Genomic DNA, 21,426 nt, shown 5'->3' with positions numbered 1-21,426 from the left:
AGAAACCCATTTGTAGTAAATTGATAAATAAACATTGAATACTTCATTTTTTGGCAATAGATAAGTGTTCTTTAATTGGTATTAAATACTCTATTTATCTTATGCTTCGCTTTCAATTAAGATTAATAAAATATACTTTAGGAGTAAATAATTGACATGAAATTTTCAACCAATAAATTCCTTTACAAGTATCTGGGATTAATAGTTATTTTAATTCTCGTAATTGGTGTAGGTTCAATATTTACTGTTCAATGGTTTATATATGATGGTACAATTAATCCTGATTACTTTAACCATATTAGCAATATATATACTCCAATAGGTATTGTGCTATCAGCTGCTACGATCATTTTACTTTATGTTAATTTTAGACAACAACAAGAAGAATTTTCGCGCATTAATGATCTAAACCTTCTTTTATACGAAAAACAAAAAATAGATAAGTTAAATCAGAAATATGATTCGTTGCTAGATAATAGGTATTCATCTAATTTAGAAGAATGTTTTATTTTATTGGGAGCACTTTATGATGATTTATATTCCCAAAACGAAAATGAGGAGGTGTCACATTTTAACTTTTTTGATGCATTAATTGAAGGCTATAATATCTATAAAATATTGATCGCTTTACAATACTTGAATGATATTAAAGATAATATCAATGCAACGAGTCTGATATTTATTAACTCAGAAACTATTTATTCCTTCTATTCAAGTTTAAATAAACATGCAATATTTTTTATCAACATGGTTTTTAAGTTTAATGATTATGAAGTCCAAAGGAAATATTGTTATAACTATGGAGAGAAAATTAAGAATATACAATTAAAGTCTCAGATTTCTGAATTATTAAGTTTGATAAACTTATTAGGATCAGACGAGTATCTAAGAAGTATTATTGCCAAATTTACTGTTGAAGACAAAAGGCTAATAATGCCGTGAAATTTTCAGTATTAGCTGTAAATTGTTAAACAAATAATACATATTTGGTTGTTTACTTTTAAACACAATTTACTATGAACAGACTTATTCAATTTTTTATACTTACCATCATTTTCGTTGGGTGCAGTAAAGCCCCACTCACTAACAGAAAGCAACTCGATTTAATCGGTGATAACCAATTAATGGCTTCCAGCTTTGATTCGTACGATCAGGTACTGAAAGAAAATAAACTTTCTAATGATCAGGAGAAGGTGCAAATGATTAAAAGAGTAGGGAACAACATTAAAAACTCTGTAGAGAAATACCTTGATCAGAAAGGGCGATCCGACCTAACCGAAGGCTTTAAGTGGGAATTTAATCTCATTGTAGATGATATAGTAAATGCCTGGTGCATGCCTGGAGGCAAAGTAGCCTTTTACACAGGTATTCTGCCTATTTGTAAAAATGAAGCAGGTGTAGCGGTTGTAATGGGGCATGAAGTAGCGCATGCTGTGGCTAACCACGGTGGTGAACGCATGAGTCAGGCCCTGGTACAGCAATTAGGTGGTGTTGCTTTAGGCGTGGCACTACAGCAACAACCTGAGCAAACGCAAGCCTTGGCAATGGCTGCTTATACTGGTGGCAGTACATTGGGAATTTTAAAGTTTAGCAGAGTACAGGAATCAGAAGCAGATAGATTAGGACTTACCTTTATGGCGATGGCAGGTTACAATCCTGAAACTGCTCCGGATTTCTGGCAGCGTATGAAAGCCAAAGGTGGAGGCGCTCCTCCTGAGTTTTTGTCAACTCACCCAGATTATGACACCAGAATATCAAACCTAAATAAATGGATGAGTGAGGCGAAGCAATATTACAGTAGTAGCAACAAAGCCCAGAATAGTGAAATAGGTGAGGTAACTGAAAAATCTGATTTGAATGTGAACAGCAAACCTAAAAATGTTATTCAGTTAAAAGTTAAAGACAACTAGTCAATTAACAATTGGTAATTGGCAATGAACAATTGATGAATTAATTTTTAAGCGTTTTTGTAGTTAGACTCTTGATTATCAACGAAGAACTAAACTCTAGCTGCAGGCTCAATATTGTCTTTTTATGTCAACTTGATAGGGAACTTCGGTTCCCTTTTTTATGGCTGTATAAACCTGTTCAAAGCTGCTGATTACATCTTCAAAGCTTGTTAAACCAGAAATATGAGGTGTTATTGTAATGGCTTTATTATTCCACAATTCAGAGTCCTCTGGCAGTGGTTCTTTTCTGAAAACATCAAGAATAGCCTTTTTAACTTGTCCTTTTTCGATGGCGTGCAGTAGATCAACTTCGTTAAGTGTTGCACCACGACCAACATTTATAAAAATCAAATCCTTTTTATTGTTGAAAATGGATGCATCAATTAAGTCTTTTGTTGCAGCTGTTAAGGGAAGTGTATTGATAAAAATAGCTTGGTCTAATTTGAGGCGCTTTAACTGTTCAATGGTAATGCATGCTGAAAAACCATCGATCAAATTAGCTCGAGTATTTATGCCAACAACTTTATTGGCCAAAGGCTTAAATATTTTCGCAATAGCACTACCAATATTGCCAGTTCCTAGTATGTAGATGTCTCGCTCAAATAATGCATCAGTTTCTGTCTGAATCCATTCTCTGTTATGCTGTAACTGCTGAAAATAGTTGATCTTTTGTAGTGAGGTTAGCACATGGGCGAGACAATATTCAGCCATTCGCTTACCCATCTCACCTTCAGTTTTTGTGAAGAGCAAGTCTGCTGAAAAGTTGTGCCTTAAAAAAGCATCGATTCCTGCACCAAAGCTGTGCACCCATTTCAAGTGACTTAAATCTGTTTTGTGTAAAAAGTTAAAACCAGCTAAGGCATTAACCTCGGACAATATACTTAAGGCTTCTTCTTCAGATTGAGCATATGTGCATTTTAGTTCAGGATGATGCTGTCTCACATATTGCTCGAATGTCTCTCCATGTCTGGCAGAGGTGAGGATATGATATGTGTCAGGCTGAGCCATTATGCTTTGGTTACTAAATTCCTGAAGCTTGATGGAGGCACCAATTCAAATTTAAGTTTATCACCAGTGATAGGGTGTAATATCTCTAATAGATGCGCATGAATTGCCACACGTGCTAAAGGATTCTTTCTGGCGCCATATTTTTTGTCTCCTGTTACAGGATGCCCAATATTGGCTAATTGAACTCTAATCTGGTTTTTAAATCCGCTTTCAGTATTGAGTTCCAGCATGCTATAAGCTTTGTTCTGCTTTAGTACTTTGTAATTTGTTACGGCTAATGTTGAGCCTTCAGCTGTTTTGCCTACAAATACTCGATTATTCTTATTTGCAGTGAGGTAGTTTTTGAGCGTACCACTTTCTTGTTTTACCACTCCCTCCGTAACTGCAACATATCTACGATCTACCACAAAATTATTCCAGTCGTTTTGTAAAGTAGATTGCACTTCAGGCGATTTGGCAAATACCAATATGCCGGACATTTCCCTTTCCAGCCTGTGTACTATAAATACTTTTTGGTTAGGATTGGTGGCAGCCATGTGTTCTTTCAGAATCTGGATGGCTGTTTTGCTCTTTTCTTTCGCTGAAGCAACTGAAAGGAGTCCTGCTTCTTTCTCAATTACAATAAGGTGAGCATCTTCATAGATGACATTAAGCTTTTTAAGCTTCAGTTTTTTACCTGGCTTGGCCCAGTTGATACTCAATTTATCACCCTTTTTTAAGGGATGGTTGAATTGTGTAGTAAGCTCACCATTAACCCTGATTTGCCCTCCAGAAAGCACAGATTTTAGTACAGGCCTTTTCTTACTTTTAAATGTATCAAGTAAGTATTTAAGTAATTCATGGTCAGCTTCAACCGTGTATTCTTTTATGTCTTGATTGATTGGTGATTGTTTCTTTTTCTGCATAAGTATTTTCTTACTACAAAGATAGAAATAAGTAAGAGGATGTAATTGTTCTTTTTATAAACAAAAAAAGAGTGAAGCAAGCTCCACTCTTTTAAATAATTGTAAGGCTACTTTAGTTTATACCATTAAATAGTCTGTCCCATCTAACCTTATCTAAACTAAATAATGACTTATTAGGGTCTAGGCTCATCCAGATGAATAGTGCTTTACCCACTACATGATCTTCAGGTACAAATCCCCAATAGCGGCTATCCCATGAGTTGTGACGGTTATCACCCATCATGAAGTAGTAATTCTGTTTGAAGGTGTATTCACTTACTTCTTCGCCATTGATATATAATCTGTCATCACTGATTTTAACATCTTCCAAATGCTCGTAATATCTTAATACATCGCCATACATCAGCATGTTTTCATGATTCACTTGTATGGTTTGACCTTCGGTAGGTACTACAATGGGTCCGTAGAAATCTTTATTCCAGCTTGTTTCTGGTGTTTTAGGGAAAGTAGATGGCTCTGAATCAGTTGAGTCCAGGCTAACAATTTCACCGTTTCGGAGAGTAGGAGAGAAGATGATATCCTCTACAAAAGATAGCGATCTCATTTTTTCTACATCTTTTGGCTTGGCATGAACAGTATACCCCTGGCCACCTACATAATTTTTATCCCAGATGTTATAATCTTCAAAAACTCTGTCCCTTATGGTTTGAGTAGTTTTAATAAAATAGCTAAACTGAATATCTTCAGGTACATAGGCTTTTTCATCATTTATGTAGAGTTCAGCATTTTTTACCTGTAGTTTATCGCCAGGAATGGCAACACATCGTTTGATATAATATTCTCTTAAATCCAGAGGATATTGTAACTCTTCAGGGTAATTAAATACTACTGCATCATTTCTTTTTACCTCACTAAAACCTGGTATTCTGTACTGTGGCAGTTGAATCCAATCAAGATAGGAAGGCACGTTCTCTGTAAAATAGAATCTCCTGTGCGTTAAAGGAAGTTGCAATGGCGTAATTGGTGTTCTTGGACCGTAATGAAGTTTACTTACAAAAAGGTAGTCTCCTACCAATAAAGTGCCCTCCATTGAAGGGGTAGGAATAACGAAGGCTTCAACTGTTGCCCAACGGATGATAGTAGCTGCTACTATTGCAAAAAGTAGGGCTTCACCCCATGATTCCTTTTTCTTTTCTTTCTTCTTTTTCTTGTTAAAAAACGGTAATCGCATGCTCGTTTATATTTTGCTTAAACTGACTATAGTTTAAGAAAGTCATCAATTTTTTTAATTCCTTTTTGTTGAGGTAACCACTCGGCAACTAATACTGCACCTTCCACAAAACCATCTCTGCTGAATGCCTCATGTTCAATGCTGATCATGTCTACATCAGACTTATAAGTAATCTTGTGCGTACCAGGTACTTCACCAATTCTTTCAGCAAAAATGGGAAGTTCATTTTCCTTTTCTGATTTGCCCAGCTTCCACTCAGTCACTTTGTCAAATCCTTCAATAATACCTTCGGCAAGTGTTATAGCAGTGCCTGAAGGAGCATCTTTTTTTTCAGTATGATGTACTTCAGTGATAGCAGGTTTGTATTTTTCCTGCCTGTTCATTAACGCTGCTAGTTGCTCATTGAGCTTAAAGAATAAGTTTACACCCAGACTGAAATTTGATGCATAAAGAAAAGTACCATCATTTTCTTTACAGATTTTCTCAATTTCAGGCATTTTATCCAGCCAACCTGTAGTTCCGGATAAGACAGGTATTTTATTTTCAAGACAAAATTTTATGTTTTCGAAAGCAGCATCAGGATGAGTAAATTCAATAGCTACATCTGCTTGTTCAGCTATTGTTGGCATTAAAGGATCGTTAAGATCAACAGTTGCGGCTATGGTATGGTCACGCTGAATAGCATATTGTTCAATAGCTTTTCCCATTTTACCATGACCAATTAAAAGTATTCTCATCTGTTAATATGTATTTTTTCCTTTTACTCTAAAATTTAACATCAGGCCAGCCTGCATATTCTGATAAGGATTTGACTGGAAACTTGACTCAACGCGCATGCTTAAGTTTTCATTGATGTTGAATTCTCTTAAGTGTGCATCTACCGTAGCATCTACTATGTTTAATACATAAAACACACCGGCCAAAATAATCCAGTAATCTCTATCTCTTTTGTAAGCATCAACCCTTCTATTTACTGCATCTTCAGTAAATCCCCTTTGGGTATAAATGTCAAAGTCATCATTGTTATTAGGATTTCCATCTCTTATGTTAAAGAGCACATTCCTAAACGTCATATACCTTTGATGGTTAGTCTTTATTTGATAAGCGGTAAATGCTCCTAAAGCATAAACCAACGGTATCTTCCAATATTTCTCATTGTAAAACTGGCCTAAGCCTGGTACGATGGCTGAATATAGTGCTGCCAGTCGGGGTGAGTGGGTAGTGTCTTCTACATTAAAAGACTCAATATCAGCCGATTTACCAAAGAGTTTTACATCACCAGATTCGGTTACAGCTAAAGTATCGGAATCTTGAGCCTGAACAGAAATGGTCAGACTCATTAAAAGTAAAATAAAGGCAGTTCTAAATAAATGCATGTTTAAAGCTCAACGTCCAAAATATCTAAAATACGATTGAGATCGTCTTTAGATAGGAAAGGGATTTTAATCTCTCCTTTGTTCTTGTCGTCAATTTTTAAGCCAATTTTTGTTCCGAAGTGAGAAGAAAGTTTGTTTTGCACACTTTTAACTTCATGTGGCAACTCTTTGGATTCTTTCTTTTCTTTAGTTTCTGATTTTCCACTAACTAAATCACGCACAAGTGCCTCTACTTTCCTTACTGATAAATCATCAGCAACGGTTTTTTTGTAGACACTCAATTGTTTATCAATATCATCGATATTAATAATGGCACGGGCATGTCCCATGCTTATTTTCTTCTCTTTAAGACCCAACTGAATATCCGGTGGAAGTTTTAATAGACGAAGGTAGTTGTTAACAGTAGTTCTGTTTTTTCCTACACGATCACCTAATTGTTCTTGCTTAAGGTCACACTCAGTAAGTAAACGCTGATAGCTTAGCGCAATCTCTATTGCATTCAGGTTTTCACGCTGAATATTTTCAATCAATGCCATTTCAAGCATTTGCTGATCATCAGCAGTTCGGATGTAAGCAGGAATTGCCTTTAAACCAGCTAATTTAGAAGCCTGAGTTCTTCTTTCACCAGATATTAACTGGTAGCTGTCATCAGATAGCTTTCTAACAGTAATAGGTTGGATAATGCCTTGAATTCTGATTGACTCGGCAAGCTCTTCAAGTGCTTCTTTGTCAAAGTGAGTTCTTGGCTGAAACGGATTGACCTCAATCTGTTCAACAGGAATTTCATTGATGCTAGCTTTATCTCCGCTAGCTGGTACTAACTCTTCATTCTGCTCTTTCTTATTAGATGTTTCTGAATCTTGTAAAAGAGCCCCTAATCCTCTGCCTAATGCTTTTCTAGACTTCTTTGCCGCCATCTGCTATTTTCCTAATCCGTTATTATTTATTATTTCTTTCGCCAAGTTTAAGTAACTAATGGCCCCTTTGCTTTCCGCATCGTGCACAATGGCAGGTAGGCCAAAACTTGGTGACTCACTTAACTTGATGTTTCTTGGTATTAAAGTGCTAAATACCATTTTATTAAAATGTTGCTTTACCTCATCCACCACTTGGTTTGAAAGGTTGAGTCTAACATCATACATGGTTAATAAAATTCCTTCAATTTCCAGTTTAGTATTCAAACGTGTCTGGATAATCTTAATAGTGTTAAGCAATTTGCCTAAACCTTCTAATGCGAAATATTCACACTGAACAGGGATGATTACTGAGTCAGCCGCGGTAAGCGCATTAATAGTTATTAAACCTAATGAAGGGGAACAATCAATGATGATGAAGTCGTATTTTTTGCGCACTTTTTTCAAAGCAGTACGCATGCGAGATTCTCTGTCATCAATGTTGACCATTTCTACTTCAGCACCTACCAGGTTAATATGAGAGGGAAGAATATGAAGATAATCCAGCTCTGTTTCAATGATGATGTCTTGCGCATCAACCTCGTCAACCATGCATTCGTAAATGCTGCTCTCAATTTCTTTTGGATTAAAACCAATACCAGAGGTAGAGTTAGCCTGTGGATCGGCATCAACAATGAGCGTTTTGTATTCCAAAGCAGCTAAACTTGCTGCAAGGTTTATTGCTGATGTTGTTTTACCTACGCCACCTTTTTGGTTAGCAATTGCTATTACTTTGCCCATGCTATAATGATTTTTTTACCTCAAAAATATTTTTAACCCTAAAATTCGCCTATGCTAAAATATAAAATAGCATAACTAAATGAACCGTAGCCCAATTGGGTTTTCAGATTTTTAGCGAACCACAAAGATAGAATTTTTAATGAGAAATTGAATGACAATTTCCTGAGGTTTTGTAAGGTTTACATAAAATCAACATCAGCATTCAGCGGATATTTCATTAAGTATTGTAAGGCTTCATCTATGGTGGTTCCCTCAAATAAAACTCTATGTAGTGCTTCTGTAATAGGAGCACGGATTTTAAAACTTTCTGCAATTTTGGAAGCTATCCTCACGGTATTGATACCTTCAGCCACCTCTTTCATATCGGCTAAAATATCTTCTAACTTTTCTCCTTCAGCTAATCTGCGGCCTACGGTGTAGTTTCTACTAAGAGTAGAGTGGGAGGTAGCCACTAAATCACCAATACCTGCTAAGCCAATGAAAGACTGTGTTTTGCCACCCATTGCTCTTCCCAGGAAAATAATTTCAGCAATGCCTCGGCTTATTAATAAAGAGCGGGCATTTTCGCCTAGTTTAAGCCCACCAAGTGCACCTGATGCAATAGCGATAATATTTTTTAATACACCACAAAGTTCAACGCCTATTAAATCTTTATTGCCATATACCTGAAAGCGATCGCTTCTTAACAGCTGCTGACCAATCTGAATGACTTCATCAAAATGACTGGCAATAACTGTTGCTGCAGGTAGCTTTTGACTAATTTCTCTTGCAAGATTTGGCCCTGCCAAACAGCCTACTCTTACTACCACACTTTCATCCCTAATAACCTCACTCATGGTACGGATATGCTTTCTTTCGAGTACTTCATAATCTGAAAGGCTCTTTCCTTCACCCAGACTTAATTCAAGTCCTTTAGTACCATGAATTAAGATATGATAAGGATGTAAATAGGGTGAAAGCGTCTGTATCATCTCTCTAAAATTAGAGGAGGGGACTACAGGGAAAATTATATCACATTGCTCAGCCAATAACTTCATATCATTAATGGCTTCAATCTGGTCATCTATTTCAAAACCATCGTATACCTTCTGCTTATTTATTTCATCAACTACCTGAGGATTTCTGGCGTATAATAACACACGATTATTTTCAGCGAGTAAATTGGCTACAGAAAGCCCAAAACTACCCGCGCCAATTACACCGATAGGTTTCTTAAATGTACTTTTCGAGGCCATATCCATCTAGTCTGTTTCTGTAAAAATACAATAGGTTAATATCCATCGTGGTAATGTTGCCATCATCAGTTTTAATGAGCGGACGTTTAGCATGATACATTCCTAAATTATGCAGGCCATGTTCTATAACACTGTCCAGATCTTCGAGCATGTGGTTGGCAACAGTCATTTTTTCTTGCTCTACCCGCTCAAATATTTTTTCTCTGATTAGCTTACAGGTGTTTTTAAATTCAGGAAATTGAATAATTAAATCTTCATCTGGTAACCTTAACAGCGAGAAGAAATCTAATCTTTTATTGCGCTTTGCCAGAATTTCAAAAGCACAAAAAGCCACTAAATGGCTTGAAAAGACCCGGGCAATTTTGCTGTACTGTTGAGTGATTTTCCCGGCAAGCATGCGAGTATATTCTTCTTCACGCTGTTTGTTAATGGTTACTTTATTCTGCGAAATAAAGTAATCTTTGATGTCAATTCTCCTGTTTTTAGGATCCAGGCTGTAACCATCATCATCAACAGGGTTGCCCATAACATCCATTGGTTCACCTATGGAAACGGATATATCGGAACCCTTTGTAAAGAACTTAAATAAGAAGGTTAAGATTTTATAGGAGGAAGAGAATTCGTCATTTTCTACATAATATCTTTCCTGACCTTTTCTTTCTAAATATTGCCTGATGAGGCTGGGAGCTTCCAGCACAAAGTGGTAATTAAGGCTAACAGGAACAATGAAAATCTTTTCGGCTTTATCGCCATCTTCCTGAATGTTAATGCGCTGAGCTTCAACAGCAGTTCCTAAAAGGCCAAGCTTTAAATCTTTTTCTAATTTACCACTTCTGGAACGAGTACCACCCGGGAAAAATAAGCTTTGGCAACCTTTTTTAAGGGCTAATGCTGAATAGGCCTTTAGTGTTTCAAGGTAAATTACATTCTTCTTTCTTCTGTCGACCTTATAGGCACCGAGGCTATTCATAAAATAAGCTATAAGGCTTATGTTAAAAAGGTTGAGCCCCGCACCGTAAATAACAGGTGGTAAGCCAAGGGTGTAAATAACCCAACCAATCAGAATAGAATCAAGGTTGCTGGAATGGGTAGGCACTATTACGATAGTTCCTTTTTTAGCCATTGCTCTTAATTTTTCTACTTCTCCATTAATATGGATTTTATCATTCAGCGTAAGTTCATTTCTCCAGAAGGCCCCAAATTTCTTAAGCCGGGCTGCGTTGAGCAATCGACTAAATCCGAAAGTGGCTACTGCTCGTGCAAAACGATATGAGCTAGGATTAAAATTGCCTGCTACCTCAGTAGCATAGCGCAATACAATACGTTCCAGTAATTCATCAACTTCTTCCTGATCCTTATTTCTTTTCTGACTTAAGTCAACCAGTTGAGCTTTCACTTTGCTCCAAAAGGAATAATCATCATCAGGATCAACCTTCCAAGGGTTTTCCTTAATTCTGGCTTTTTCTTTGTATAAAGTAGTTTCCAACTCTTCAATAAGAGCGGTTTTGTTACGAGTTAATTCCTTTATTCTACTAATAGCAGCTTCACTTACTTCCTGAATAAATTCTTTCCTATTTCTGCTAATTTGAACTACTGGCCAATCCTCTGATCCTGGAAGAATCGGGTCGTATTTTCTTTTACTTTGATAAGACTTAAGCTGCATTATTTAAATTTTAAGATAACGCCTGTTTTAGGTCAACGATAAGATCTTCAATATCTTCAACGCCTACACTGAGTCTAATGAGTGAATCTGATAGTCCAACTTTTTCTCTTTCTGCTTTGGGTATGCTGGCATGTGTCATACTTGCAGGATGCCCACATAAAGATTCTACTCCACCAAGTGATTCAGCTAAAGTAAACAATTTAAACTTCTTCAATACTTTTATAGCGGCCTCCTTGGTATCTTCCTTTAATGAAAAGGAAATCATTCCACCAAAACCATGCATTTGTCTGGAAGCTATGTCATGATTTTTATGGTTTTTAAAACCTGGCCATAACACCTTGTCAACAGCATCGCAACTTTGCAGAAAATTAGCTACACTAGCACCATTTTCACAATGTCTTTGCATACGTAGGTGCAAGGTTTTTACACCTCTTAAAACAAGAAAGCAATCTTGAGGGCCCGGAATGGCACCACTTGCTTTCTGTATAAAACCTAGCTGTTCAGCTATCTCTTCTGAATTGGTTACTAAAGCTCCCATAACTACATCGGAATGACCAGCAATGTATTTAGTAACGCTGTGCATGACGATGTCTGCTCCTAAATCAAGCGGATTCTGCAGATAAGGTGTGGAAAACGTATTATCAACGCACAAGGTGATATGATGGGCTTTGGCAATTTTGGCAGCTCCCTCAATATCAATTATAGTCATCATTGGGTTGGTAGGCGTTTCAACCCAAATAAGCTTTGTGTTTTTGGTGATACAGGCTTCAATATTTTCAACTTCACTCATGTCGATGAACTTGAACTTGATCCCGTACTTCTCGAATATCTTTGTAAATATTCTGTAAGAACCACCATACAAATCACTAGTGCTGATAACTTCATCACCAGGATTTAGCATCTTGATGACTGCATCGATAGCACCTAATCCTGAGCCATAACAAAATCCATATTTACCGTTTTCCAGAGCAGCCATACTCTCTTCTAATGCTGTTCTTGTCGGGTTTTGTGAACGACTATATTCATAACCTTTATGTTCACCAGGAGCAGACTGGGCATATGTAGTAGTCTGATATATGGGCGTCATGATAGCTCCTGTAGCAGGATCAGGTGTTACCCCTGCATGAATAGCTTTGGTGCCGAAACGGTAATTTTTATTATCGCTCATAAATTCTATCGACTTATTAAATTAAGAACTTTCTGACTGTTCGTTTTTGAAATATGTCTTAATCTTATTTTCAATGCTACTGGAGTCTTCATATTCCGGAGATAATGATGGTTTTCCAGGGAAGTTCTCCATATGCAATGTTTGAGTAGGAAAGGCAAATTGTACCCCTAATGTTTTGGCTAATTTCATAATTTCTACCAAAAGTTCTTCTTTATGCATTAACTCCTCTTGCCAGGTAGGTACTTCCAAAAACACATAGAACATCACATCCAGTGAGTAAGCAGACATATTATTGAAGTAGATATTATAAAAGTCTTTTCTGGTTTTAGGATGGTCTTCAACAATCTGGCGTAAGCCTTTCACAAACGCCTGCATTACATGAACAGGGGTGTCATAAGTCACTGTAATGGTAGTATAAAATCTTCTATAATGGCGAAGGCCATGATTATCTATAGCCTGATCAGTAAGGAAACCATTTGGTACAGTGATGACAGAATCTCTAAAAGTTCTTATTCGGGTTGATCTAAAACCAACTTCTTCAACTGTTCCATCAATGTCACCAGCCGTAATCCAGTCGCCAATCTGAAAAGGCTTGTCGAAGAAAATCATCAGGGATCCGAAAAAGTTTTTAATAGTTTCCTGAGCAGCTAGTGCTACTGCCAAACCACCGATGGAAATACCTGCTAAAAGGGCCGTGATATCAAATCGAAGTTTACTTAGTATAAACAGAAAGCCTACGACCACTACAAATATTTTTAACACTCTTTTAAGTACTGGCACAATTTGATCATCCATTGTGCTTTCCGTTTTTTCTGCCATCTTCAGCAGGTACTCACCTAATATATCCACCAGTTTGTATGCCATGATGGTAGCAAAGAATGGAAGGAGTGCATTTAATAGTAATACCAGGTAATGATTAACCGTAATAGGAAGTTGCAATACTGGTACAAAAATTATTAGTAGACCTACGATGACTATTAAACTAAAAGGTCTTGCCACAGGAAGTACGTAATCATGAGCCACATTTTCGTAGCCTTTCTTTCTGTTGATTAGTTTGAATATTAAAACATCGAAGAACCAGGTAAGTAGCTTGTGTATAATTACGCAAAGTACAATCAGAATAAGGATGCTAATATGCTGCCATGCGTGTAGACCAATTATTTTTTGGTTACCAAGTTTAGGCAGAATGTTCATTAGTTTATCAGTTCCAAAAGGATAAACAATCTCATGAAGCAGTGGTATTTGTTTAATCGTTTTCTCACTGAAATACCATTTGTTATCATACTTTTCAAGATAGATTTCTGGAAATTCAATTTCTGAAAGGTAGTAACGCTGTTTACTTTTTGTAGAGTCAACATAATTACTGTTTTCAGGAACTTCATCAAGATCAATTAGTACTCCAGAGCCATCTAATATTTGCTTGAGCTGAATAATCCTTTCCTCTCTATCAATATTTTTTATTGATGGAGCCAGCGTTTTAGCTGCAGCTGCAGGATGAAAGTTGTCTTCCTGTAGATTACCGAGGAAGGTTTTTAAGGTGCTTTTAGGGTTGTTAAGATTTACTGATACCTCCGATGAGTTAACTGTATCCTGACCTATTAATAGCTGAGCGAAAAGGCATATTACAGCTGTTAATACAAGTTTTCGCATATTAAAATTTAAGTTTTAGTATTTCAAAGTTGTTGTCAATGCACTTATAAATATGAATGGTATTTTCTTTAGAATAGTAGATAACAGCCACTTCATGATCGCTTTCAATAGGTTGCTGATTAATAAGTGTACCATCCATAGTGTAGAAATAGGTGAACTGCTGTGCAAGGTCAGTAATCACTATAATTTCTTTCTCTGTTGAGAACTGATAATACTGAATGGCCATTTCCTGCTGGCTCAAATAATCTTTGTCAAATAGTAGTTCACCATGATAATCCAAAATGCTTACTCGGTTTAAATCTTGTCTGGCGATGATGTAATTTCGCTCTGTAGCATTTGGGATAATTTTAAATATGGTCTCTTTATTAGGCTTATACATCTGAACTTTGTCTTTGATTTTACCTTCAAAGCTCACTTTGGTTAATTGACCTCCAGCAGTAAGTGTTACAATATTACTTTGCTCAAAAGTATTACCTAATTCAAAGAATAAATTGTCTGTGAGGCGATCATCTAAACGAACAGGAAAGTTTGGTTTCATCCTTGAGTTTCTGCTCATCACATTCACATTACCACTTTCCTGAAGCGCGACCATGAAATCCTTACTTCTTATTCTTATGTGTTCAGGAGTGGTAGCTAACTTATCTCCAATTCTTAACGGATCCCAATCTCCTAATAAGTCACCCGTTTTATCAGATAAGTAGATGTCACCGGTTTTAGTAGAAGTTAAGAATCTATAATTTTTGCTCTTGTCATAATCAACCACATTGAAATAGGCAATAGGCGTGTCTTTAGTAATGTTTTTAGGAAATCCTGATAGCTCATTTCCATTTCTATCCATTACATAAATCTGTTTATCTGTTGCAAATGCGTATTGCAATTTATTGTTTCTCAGGTAGTCAATTTGAAAAACATCACTTACTATTGGTCCATCCAATTTTTCTGACCACAGTTGTGCCCCATCGTTGCCAATCAAGTGTAGGTTATAAGCACTGTCTTGAACCAATGTTTCAAATAGTCCGCTATTATGGTTTTTAACTACAAAAGGTTTGCTTGTAATAGGAAATGCAAACTCAGTAGCAAATATGCTTTCAAATTGACTTAGCTGATCAAGCTTCTCTTTTGGTCTGTGACTAAACTCTATGTTTGTATAGAATCTATCATTTTCAGCACTAAACTGAATAGCCAGATTCTCGAGGTTTTTTAAAGGGTATTCGTTTTTTCTTGTAAATGATTCCCATTTCTCGTTGAGGGCAGGTAGCATCAGCTGCCATACCTGATTAGTATTAATAAATATATTGAGGTTAGCCTCTTCCAGGGTGCTTTTTATAAACTGATATTGTTTAATTGATTTTCCCCAGGTGTTTTCTGTTTCAATATCCAGAATGAGAGATTTGATTGACTGAATGTTATTGCTTAGTACCATGAAGTTGCCAAATAAGCTGAAGTAGCTAGTTTCAAATCCTCCGTAATTAGCTCCGAGTAACCATTTCGGAAACTCCTCAATTTTTAATTCCCTTATTTCCTGATTGGCATAAGTTTCGTAATAGAGCGTATCATTATTGGCTAAAGCTGCTTCTTCTGAAAGTTTGTTGAACTCATTCAAGCCCTCAGATATATCTGCTAATTTGATAAATACGAGTTTATCAGTTTCCTTTTGAACTGTATTAGTTTTAAGCATTGCCATGGCATTTTCTCCTGCCATAAATTTGTGAAAGCCCGTAAAGTCTGTTTTGAACTTTCGGCTCATCTGGGTTCTTTCAATTGAATAGTTATCAACAGTTTGAGACCAGAATACTTCCTTAGCATTCATTAAAGCTTCTGGCTTGTCGAATTTTTCTTGGATCAAAATAGCGGTTCTGTTGGGGATTAAATCCTGTACTGTTATTTTTCCTCCTTTTTGATTCTTATAAATTTTGAGAAATGCACTTGAATCAGTTAAGAAAGTATACCCATTAAAGTAGAAGTCTTCATCATTAATCACCAAATCAAGGAAAGTAGAACCTGAAAATTTTGATAATACATCAAAGAGAATGTGTTGTTGACTTTCAGTAAATATTCTCAGGAATCTATTTAGTCTATTAAAGTTGATGAAGAAATTGCCAGCATCATTTTGAAATTTAGCGATCTTAAAGATTTCCTGATTAAGCTGTTTAAATCCTTCCGCTTCTTTGCTTAAATTTCTGATTACATCTTCGACCAAAATAGGAGAGAAGCTTCCAACAAAATTACCCTTTAGAATTAAATAGCTAAATACTACTTCATTACTATTATTTTTTAACTCATTGATAGTGTAATTTTCAAACTTTCTTTCATTAACTCTCAGTGTTTTAAACTCTTCCTGAATTTCTTTAATCGTAGTTACCTGCTCAGTATTCTTCAAGGTTTGATAAAAAACGAAGTCAAAATCATCTTTTGCAGTTAGGTGCATAGATATAAGTACCCTGTTATTTCGCGAAAACTCATCTAAGGCTCCACTACCACCTGATAAACTGTCGAGTTTTTCAAAGTTTGCTTTGAGTTGAGCCAGTTCAGGAATTTCTAGCAAGTCTTTCCATATAGGGTTTTTCTGGAGGTCATTCCAGGTGCTTACCAGATTGCTATTCTCATAAACTACCAAAGTATTGTCTGGTACTAATGACCAGGCATCTAAAGACTTCTGTTTATCCCAGAAATAATAGATTCCGTAACCACAAGCCAAAATGATAATAAAGAGGAAAAAAATAGTGAAAAATCTTCTCAAGCGTACTCTATGTTTGTTTGAATCTATTCACAAATATATAATAAATGAACAGCGATTTAGAGCTATGAAAGATTATATTCTATTCTTTTTGATTGAATTGAAAATATCTCGAAGTTAGTAGGCTATGACAAGGGAAGAAAGCTTATCGCAATTAAGAGGAGAAACAAAAAACTATGATATAGCCGTAATAGGAGGAGGCTCATCAGGTTTAGGAGTTGCCCTTGATGCACTTTCTAGAGGTTTGAGTGTGGTGCTGGTAGAAAAGGCTGATTTTGCAAAAGGTACCAGCAGCAGAAGTACAAAGTTATTGCATGGAGGTGTCAGGTACTTGGCGCAAGGTCATGTCGGTTTAGTGTTTGAGGCATTAAGGGAAAGAGGCAAGCTACTTAGAAATGCTCCTCATGTTACAGAGGTGCAACCTTTTATCATTCCGTTATATTCCAAGTTCGATGTTTTAAAGTATTACATAGGATTGAAGCTTTACGATTGGATGTCAGCCAATTTAAGTGTTGGAAGTTCTACTCTTTTGAAAAAAGAGACTGTACTTGAGCACTTTCCTAACATCAAAAAGGATAAATTAAAAGGAGGTATTATTTATTATGATGGTCAGTTTGATGATGCTCGTCTTGCAATAAATCTAGCCCAGAGCTGCCAGGATATGGGCGGGGTAATAATCAATTATGCAGAGGTTAGCTCTTTGACTAAAAATAGCAATAATCAAGTTGATGGTTTTGAATTTAAAGATCGCCTGACCAAAAAATCATATGCCATAAAAGCAAAAATGGTAGTAAATGCTACCGGTGTTTTTGGTGATAAAATCCTTAGAATGGATAAGCCTGAAGCCCGAAAAATGATTAAGCCTAGTCAGGGAATTCATTTAGTGTTAGATCAGAGTTTCCTATCGGAAAGCAAAGCCTTAATGATACCTAAAACCAGTGATGGCAGGGTGCTTTTTGCTGTGCCATGGCAAGGTAAGCTGGTTGTAGGTACTACTGATACGCTCAGGAAAAAACCGAAATTAGAACCTGAAGCACTCGAGAGTGAAATTAAATTCATTTTAGATACGGCTGCTTCCTATTTGATTAAGCCACCGAAAAGATCAGATGTGTTATCTGTATTTGCAGGTTTACGGCCACTAGCGGCACCAGAGAATAAAGGAGAGAAAACCAAGGAGATATCCAGAAGCCATAAAGTAATTGTGTCGGAAAGTAAATTAGTGACTCTGACCGGTGGTAAATGGACTACTTTCAGAAAAATGGGAGAAGATACGGTGGATTATTTCCCGAAGGTTACAGGTCTTAAAATTAATAAGAGTAAATCTTCAGATACTAAAATTCATGGATTTGAAAATACTGAAAGAACAGGTAGGCTTGCCGAATATGGCTCAGACGCTGATCATATATTAGCGCTGGAAAAGAAAGCGGATCTTAGCCTGAAGATTCATGATGACTATCCTTATACAATGGCCCAGGTTCAATGGGCCGTAGAAAATGAAATGGCTGTAACTGTTGAAGATGTACTTTCACGGAGATTCAGGTTATTATTTCTTGATGTAGAAGCTGCAGTAAAGGCTGCGCCAAAAGTTGCAGATAAAATGGCCGAACTGTTAAATCATGACCAGCAATGGATAGATCAGCAACTTGATAAATTCTATAAATTAGCCAATAAATACAGGATTAAAATTAAATAGATGGCAGATACACAACAATATATTTTAGCTCTTGATCAGGGAACCACAAGCTCAAGAGCCATTTTATTTAACCAAAAAGCTGAAATTGTAGCGGTTGCGCAGAAAGAATTTCAGCAACATTTTCCTAAGTCAGGTTGGGTAGAGCATGATGCTAATGAAATCTGGACTTCACAGGCTTCAGTGGCCACGGAAGTGATTACCAAAGCGAATATTATACCTAGTCAAATTGCAGGAATTGGTATTACCAATCAGCGAGAAACAACCATTGTTTGGGAAAGAAAAACTGGAAAACCGATCCATCATGCAATCGTTTGGCAAGATAGGCGTACAGCACAATATTGCAATGAGCTTAAAAAAGAAGGTCATTCGGAAAAGGTTAATAAGAAAACAGGATTAATCATTGATGCCTATTTTTCTGCCACTAAAATAAGGTGGATTCTGGAAAATGTGGAAGGTGCCAGAAAGAAAGCTGAACAAGGTGAGCTGTGCTTTGGTACTGTTGATAGTTGGTTGATTTGGAAGCTGACAAGTGGTAAGGAACATATCACAGATGTTACTAATGCCAGTAGAACAATGCTCTACAATATACATGAACAACAATGGGATGATGAACTGCTGGCACTTTTCGATATTCCAAAGCAAATGCTACCTGAAGTAAAAAGTTGTTCTGAGCAGTATTGTACTACAGCAGGAGATATATTTTCTCACAAAATTCCTATTGCAGGTATTGCCGGTGATCAACAGGCAGCGCTCTTTGGTCAGCTTTGTGTGAAACCAGGTATGGCTAAAACCACATACGGCACTGGCTGCTTCATGGTAATGAATACAGGTGATAAAGCCGTTACTTCGGAAAATAAGCTTTTAACAACTATTGGCTGGCAAATTGGCGATCAGGTTAATTATGCGCTCGAGGGAAGTGTTTTTATTGGTGGAGCAGCAATTCAATGGTTGCGTGACGGTTTGGAATTATTTAAACATGCCAGCGAAACGGAGAAACTAGCTACTTCCATAGTAGATAATGATGGGGTCTATTTTGTGCCGGCATTAACCGGTTTGGGTGCTCCTTATTGGGATCAGGATGCAAGAGGGACTTTCCATGGATTAACAAGAGGTACTAACAAAGCCCATATGACTAGGGCTGCACTTGAAGCCATTGCTTATCAGGTAAATGATGTGTTAAAGGCGATGGAAAAAGATGCTGGTAATAAAACAAAGGAAATGCGAGTAGATGGTGGAGCATCTGAAAATAACTTTTTAATGCAATTCCAGGCCGATCTCTTAAGATGTGACATTACAAGACCTAAAGTTACTGAAACTACGGCATTAGGAGCAGCTTTTCTGGCTGGCTTGGCGGTTGGTTATTGGTCATCAATTGAAGAGATCGAAAAATTATGGCAGATAGACGAAACCTATACGCCTGAAATGGAACAATCAAAAGTTGACAACTATCTACATTATTGGCATAAGGCTGTTGAGAGGTCAAAAAACTGGGAAGAATCATGATAAAATATTTTGTAGCGGAGTTAATCGGAACCTTCATTCTTTTATTGCTCGGTTCAGGTGTGGTAGCTAATGTGGTACTTCCTAAAACCAAAGGAACACAATCAGGTTGGATGGTTATTACTACTGCTTGGGCTTTTGCCGTTTTTGTGGCCGTTGTGGTTGCCGGACCTTACAGCGGAGCTCATATAAATCCTGCCGTTAGCGTAGGTTTGGCAATTGCGGGTGAGTTCAGTTGGGATTTAGTGCCTATTTATGTACTAGCACAGGTAATAGGTGCAGGTCTAGGTGCTTTTGTAGCCTGGATAGTTTACAGGGATCATTATAAGGAAACTACTGATCCTGATTTGCTCTTTGCCCCTTTCGGAACTGCTCCTGCCATAAAGAACTATTTCAGTAACTTCATCAGTGAAGTGGTCGGCACTTTTGTGCTCATTTTTGTGATTCTCTATTCAACACCTGCCAGTTTACAAGATGTGCAACAAACTCCTATTGGTTTAGGAGATTTAGGGGCACTTCCTGTAGCTATTCTGGTTTGGGTGATTGGTTTAGCTCTGGGTGGAACTACCGGTTATGCGATTAATCCTGCCAGAGACTTAGGGCCGAGGATTGCACACGCACTCATTCCAATGAAAGGTAAAGGTTCCAGTGGTTGGGACTATAGTTGGGTACCTATCTTAGGACCACTTGTAGGAGCTGCACTAGCGGCTGTTTTATTTATTCTCTTAAAAGATATTTTAATATAGACTATGACTGCGCAGCATATAAAACATGAAGCCTTTAAATCTTCGGACAATAAAAAGCTAAATATTCATCACTTTCAGATCGATGGTGAGCCCGAAAAAGTTGTATTAATTGTTCATGGTCATGGAGAGCATGCTATGCGTTACCAACAACAAGCCGAGAGATTTGCAAAACATAATATAGCGGTTTCTGCACTCACGCTGCGAGGTCATGGCTTATCAGATGGGAAAAAGGGACATGCTCCTTCTCTCTCTCAACTTATATTAGATGTTGAGTATTTCATCAGGCAGGTAAGGTTAAAGTATATGGAAGCTGACTTCTACTTATATGGCCATAGCATGGGTGGTAATATTGTTTTAAACTATTTGCTAAGAGATCAATCAAGTGAATTAAAGGCTGGAATAGTAACCTCTCCATGGATAAAACTGGCTTTTCAACCTCCTAAATGGAAAACGACTTTAGGTAATGTTGTCGCTGAAATAATTCCTTCATTTACTGAAAAATCTGATTTGGATGATAATGAAATCTCAACAATTCCTGAGGAGGTAAAAGCTTATAAAGATGATGAATTGATTCATAGCTATATTTCAGCTAAACTGTTTAAAGAAATTCAACAAGGTGGGCAGAATATTTTGAATCAATATGATAAGTTCAAGCATCCGATTTTCTTAGCTCATGGTGAACTAGATAAAATCACCTCACATCAAGCATCAAAAGAATTGAGTGAACTCACAGACTTGGCTGAATGGCATACTTACTCTAATTCTAAGCACGAAATTCATCATGATAAGGATGCCGAAAAGCTCTTTAATAATGTTTTGAGTTTCGTACAAGGACATTAATCTATGCTCAAATCATATAACGGTTAGCGGT

The 21,426-nt window shown here is 36.9% G+C and carries 18 protein-coding genes; 6 read left to right on the top strand and 12 right to left on the bottom strand.

Annotated elements, in window-relative coordinates:
* Nucleotides 1–156: 156 nt before the first annotated feature.
* Together JKP34_RS13805 and JKP34_RS13800 are read left to right on the top strand one after the other, a co-directional pair.
* A complete protein-coding gene (locus tag JKP34_RS13805) occupies nt 157–942 on the top strand; it encodes a hypothetical protein (RefSeq protein WP_201922620.1) in 786 nt (261 codons plus the stop codon).
* 74 nt (nt 943–1,016) lie between these two features.
* Nucleotides 1,017–1,910, top strand: coding sequence for a M48 family metallopeptidase (locus JKP34_RS13800; RefSeq protein ID WP_201922618.1), 894 nt, complete (start codon nt 1,017–1,019; stop codon nt 1,908–1,910).
* A 108-nt stretch (nt 1,911–2,018) separates the two neighbouring features.
* On the opposite strand, the gene JKP34_RS13795 is transcribed toward JKP34_RS13800, so the two are convergent.
* The 12 genes from JKP34_RS13795 to JKP34_RS13740 form a co-directional block, all read right to left on the bottom strand.
* Nucleotides 2,019–2,957, bottom strand: coding sequence for an NAD(P)-dependent oxidoreductase (locus JKP34_RS13795; RefSeq protein ID WP_201922615.1), 939 nt, complete (start codon nt 2,955–2,957; stop codon nt 2,019–2,021).
* Complete coding sequence (locus JKP34_RS13790; protein WP_201922612.1) at nt 2,957–3,862, bottom strand: RluA family pseudouridine synthase; 906 nt, start codon at nt 3,860–3,862, stop codon at nt 2,957–2,959. The genes JKP34_RS13795 and JKP34_RS13790 overlap by 1 nt, the downstream gene beginning before the upstream one ends.
* 112 nt (nt 3,863–3,974) lie before the next feature.
* Nucleotides 3,975–5,093 (bottom strand): signal peptidase I, encoded by a 1,119-nt coding sequence (gene lepB, locus JKP34_RS13785; protein ID WP_201922609.1) that lies wholly within the window; start codon nt 5,091–5,093, stop codon nt 3,975–3,977.
* 26 nt (nt 5,094–5,119) lie between these two features.
* Nucleotides 5,120–5,830 carry a 4-hydroxy-tetrahydrodipicolinate reductase gene (gene dapB / locus JKP34_RS13780; RefSeq protein ID WP_201922606.1) on the bottom strand — a complete coding sequence of 237 codons (711 nt, stop codon included), beginning with the start codon at nt 5,828–5,830 and terminating at the stop codon, nt 5,120–5,122.
* A gap of 3 nt (nt 5,831–5,833) precedes the next feature.
* Nucleotides 5,834–6,469, bottom strand: a complete 636-nt coding sequence (locus tag JKP34_RS13775; RefSeq protein ID WP_201922603.1) for a DUF5683 domain-containing protein — start codon at nt 6,467–6,469, stop codon at nt 5,834–5,836.
* 2 nt (nt 6,470–6,471) lie between these two features.
* The gene (locus JKP34_RS13770; RefSeq protein WP_201922600.1) at nt 6,472–7,386 is read right to left on the bottom strand and encodes a ParB/RepB/Spo0J family partition protein; all 915 of its coding nucleotides are present in this window, start codon (nt 7,384–7,386) and stop codon (nt 6,472–6,474) included.
* Between the two features lie 3 nt (nt 7,387–7,389).
* Nucleotides 7,390–8,163: a ParA family protein gene (locus JKP34_RS13765; protein WP_201922597.1), complete on the bottom strand. Its 774-nt coding sequence runs from the start codon at nt 8,161–8,163 to the stop codon at nt 7,390–7,392.
* Between the two features lie 179 nt (nt 8,164–8,342).
* Entirely contained in the window at nt 8,343–9,398 is a 1,056-nt protein-coding gene (locus JKP34_RS13760; RefSeq protein ID WP_201922594.1) for an NAD(P)H-dependent glycerol-3-phosphate dehydrogenase, read from the bottom strand.
* Nucleotides 9,376–11,061 carry a 1-acyl-sn-glycerol-3-phosphate acyltransferase gene (locus JKP34_RS13755; RefSeq protein WP_201922592.1) on the bottom strand — a complete coding sequence of 562 codons (1,686 nt, stop codon included), beginning with the start codon at nt 11,059–11,061 and terminating at the stop codon, nt 9,376–9,378. The genes JKP34_RS13760 and JKP34_RS13755 overlap by 23 nt, the downstream gene beginning before the upstream one ends.
* Before the next feature lie 10 nt (nt 11,062–11,071).
* Nucleotides 11,072–12,229, bottom strand: a complete 1,158-nt coding sequence (locus tag JKP34_RS13750) for a cystathionine gamma-synthase (RefSeq protein ID WP_201922589.1) — start codon at nt 12,227–12,229, stop codon at nt 11,072–11,074.
* Between the two features lie 21 nt (nt 12,230–12,250).
* Nucleotides 12,251–13,879 carry a mechanosensitive ion channel family protein gene (locus JKP34_RS13745; RefSeq protein WP_201922586.1) on the bottom strand — a complete coding sequence of 543 codons (1,629 nt, stop codon included), beginning with the start codon at nt 13,877–13,879 and terminating at the stop codon, nt 12,251–12,253.
* A gap of 1 nt (nt 13,880) precedes the next feature.
* The gene (locus tag JKP34_RS13740) at nt 13,881–16,619 is read right to left on the bottom strand and encodes a DUF3352 domain-containing protein (RefSeq protein ID WP_201922584.1); all 2,739 of its coding nucleotides are present in this window, start codon (nt 16,617–16,619) and stop codon (nt 13,881–13,883) included.
* Between the two features lie 124 nt (nt 16,620–16,743).
* On the opposite strand from JKP34_RS13740, the gene JKP34_RS13735 reads away from it, so the two are divergent.
* The 4 genes from JKP34_RS13735 to JKP34_RS13720 are packed head-to-tail and all read left to right on the top strand — an operon-like array spanning nt 16,744 to nt 21,395.
* Nucleotides 16,744–18,309 (top strand): glycerol-3-phosphate dehydrogenase/oxidase, encoded by a 1,566-nt coding sequence (locus JKP34_RS13735; protein WP_201922581.1) that lies wholly within the window; start codon nt 16,744–16,746, stop codon nt 18,307–18,309.
* Nucleotides 18,310–19,812: a glycerol kinase GlpK gene (gene glpK, locus JKP34_RS13730; protein ID WP_201922579.1), complete on the top strand. Its 1,503-nt coding sequence runs from the start codon at nt 18,310–18,312 to the stop codon at nt 19,810–19,812.
* The gene (locus JKP34_RS13725; protein WP_201922887.1) at nt 19,812–20,555 is read left to right on the top strand and encodes an MIP/aquaporin family protein; all 744 of its coding nucleotides are present in this window, start codon (nt 19,812–19,814) and stop codon (nt 20,553–20,555) included. Before glpK ends, JKP34_RS13725 begins: the two co-directional genes overlap by 1 nt.
* Nucleotides 20,556–20,558: 3 nt before the next feature.
* Nucleotides 20,559–21,395, top strand: a complete 837-nt coding sequence (locus tag JKP34_RS13720) for an alpha/beta hydrolase (protein ID WP_201922576.1) — start codon at nt 20,559–20,561, stop codon at nt 21,393–21,395.
* Nucleotides 21,396–21,426 lie beyond the last annotated feature (31 nt).

Origin of the sequence: Marivirga atlantica (assembly GCF_016734805.1) — a bacterium.
Taxonomy (GTDB): domain Bacteria; phylum Bacteroidota; class Bacteroidia; order Cytophagales; family Cyclobacteriaceae; genus Marivirga; species Marivirga atlantica.
Note: the sequence above shows the minus strand (reverse complement) of the source record. Positions and strands in the feature narration are given on the sequence as shown.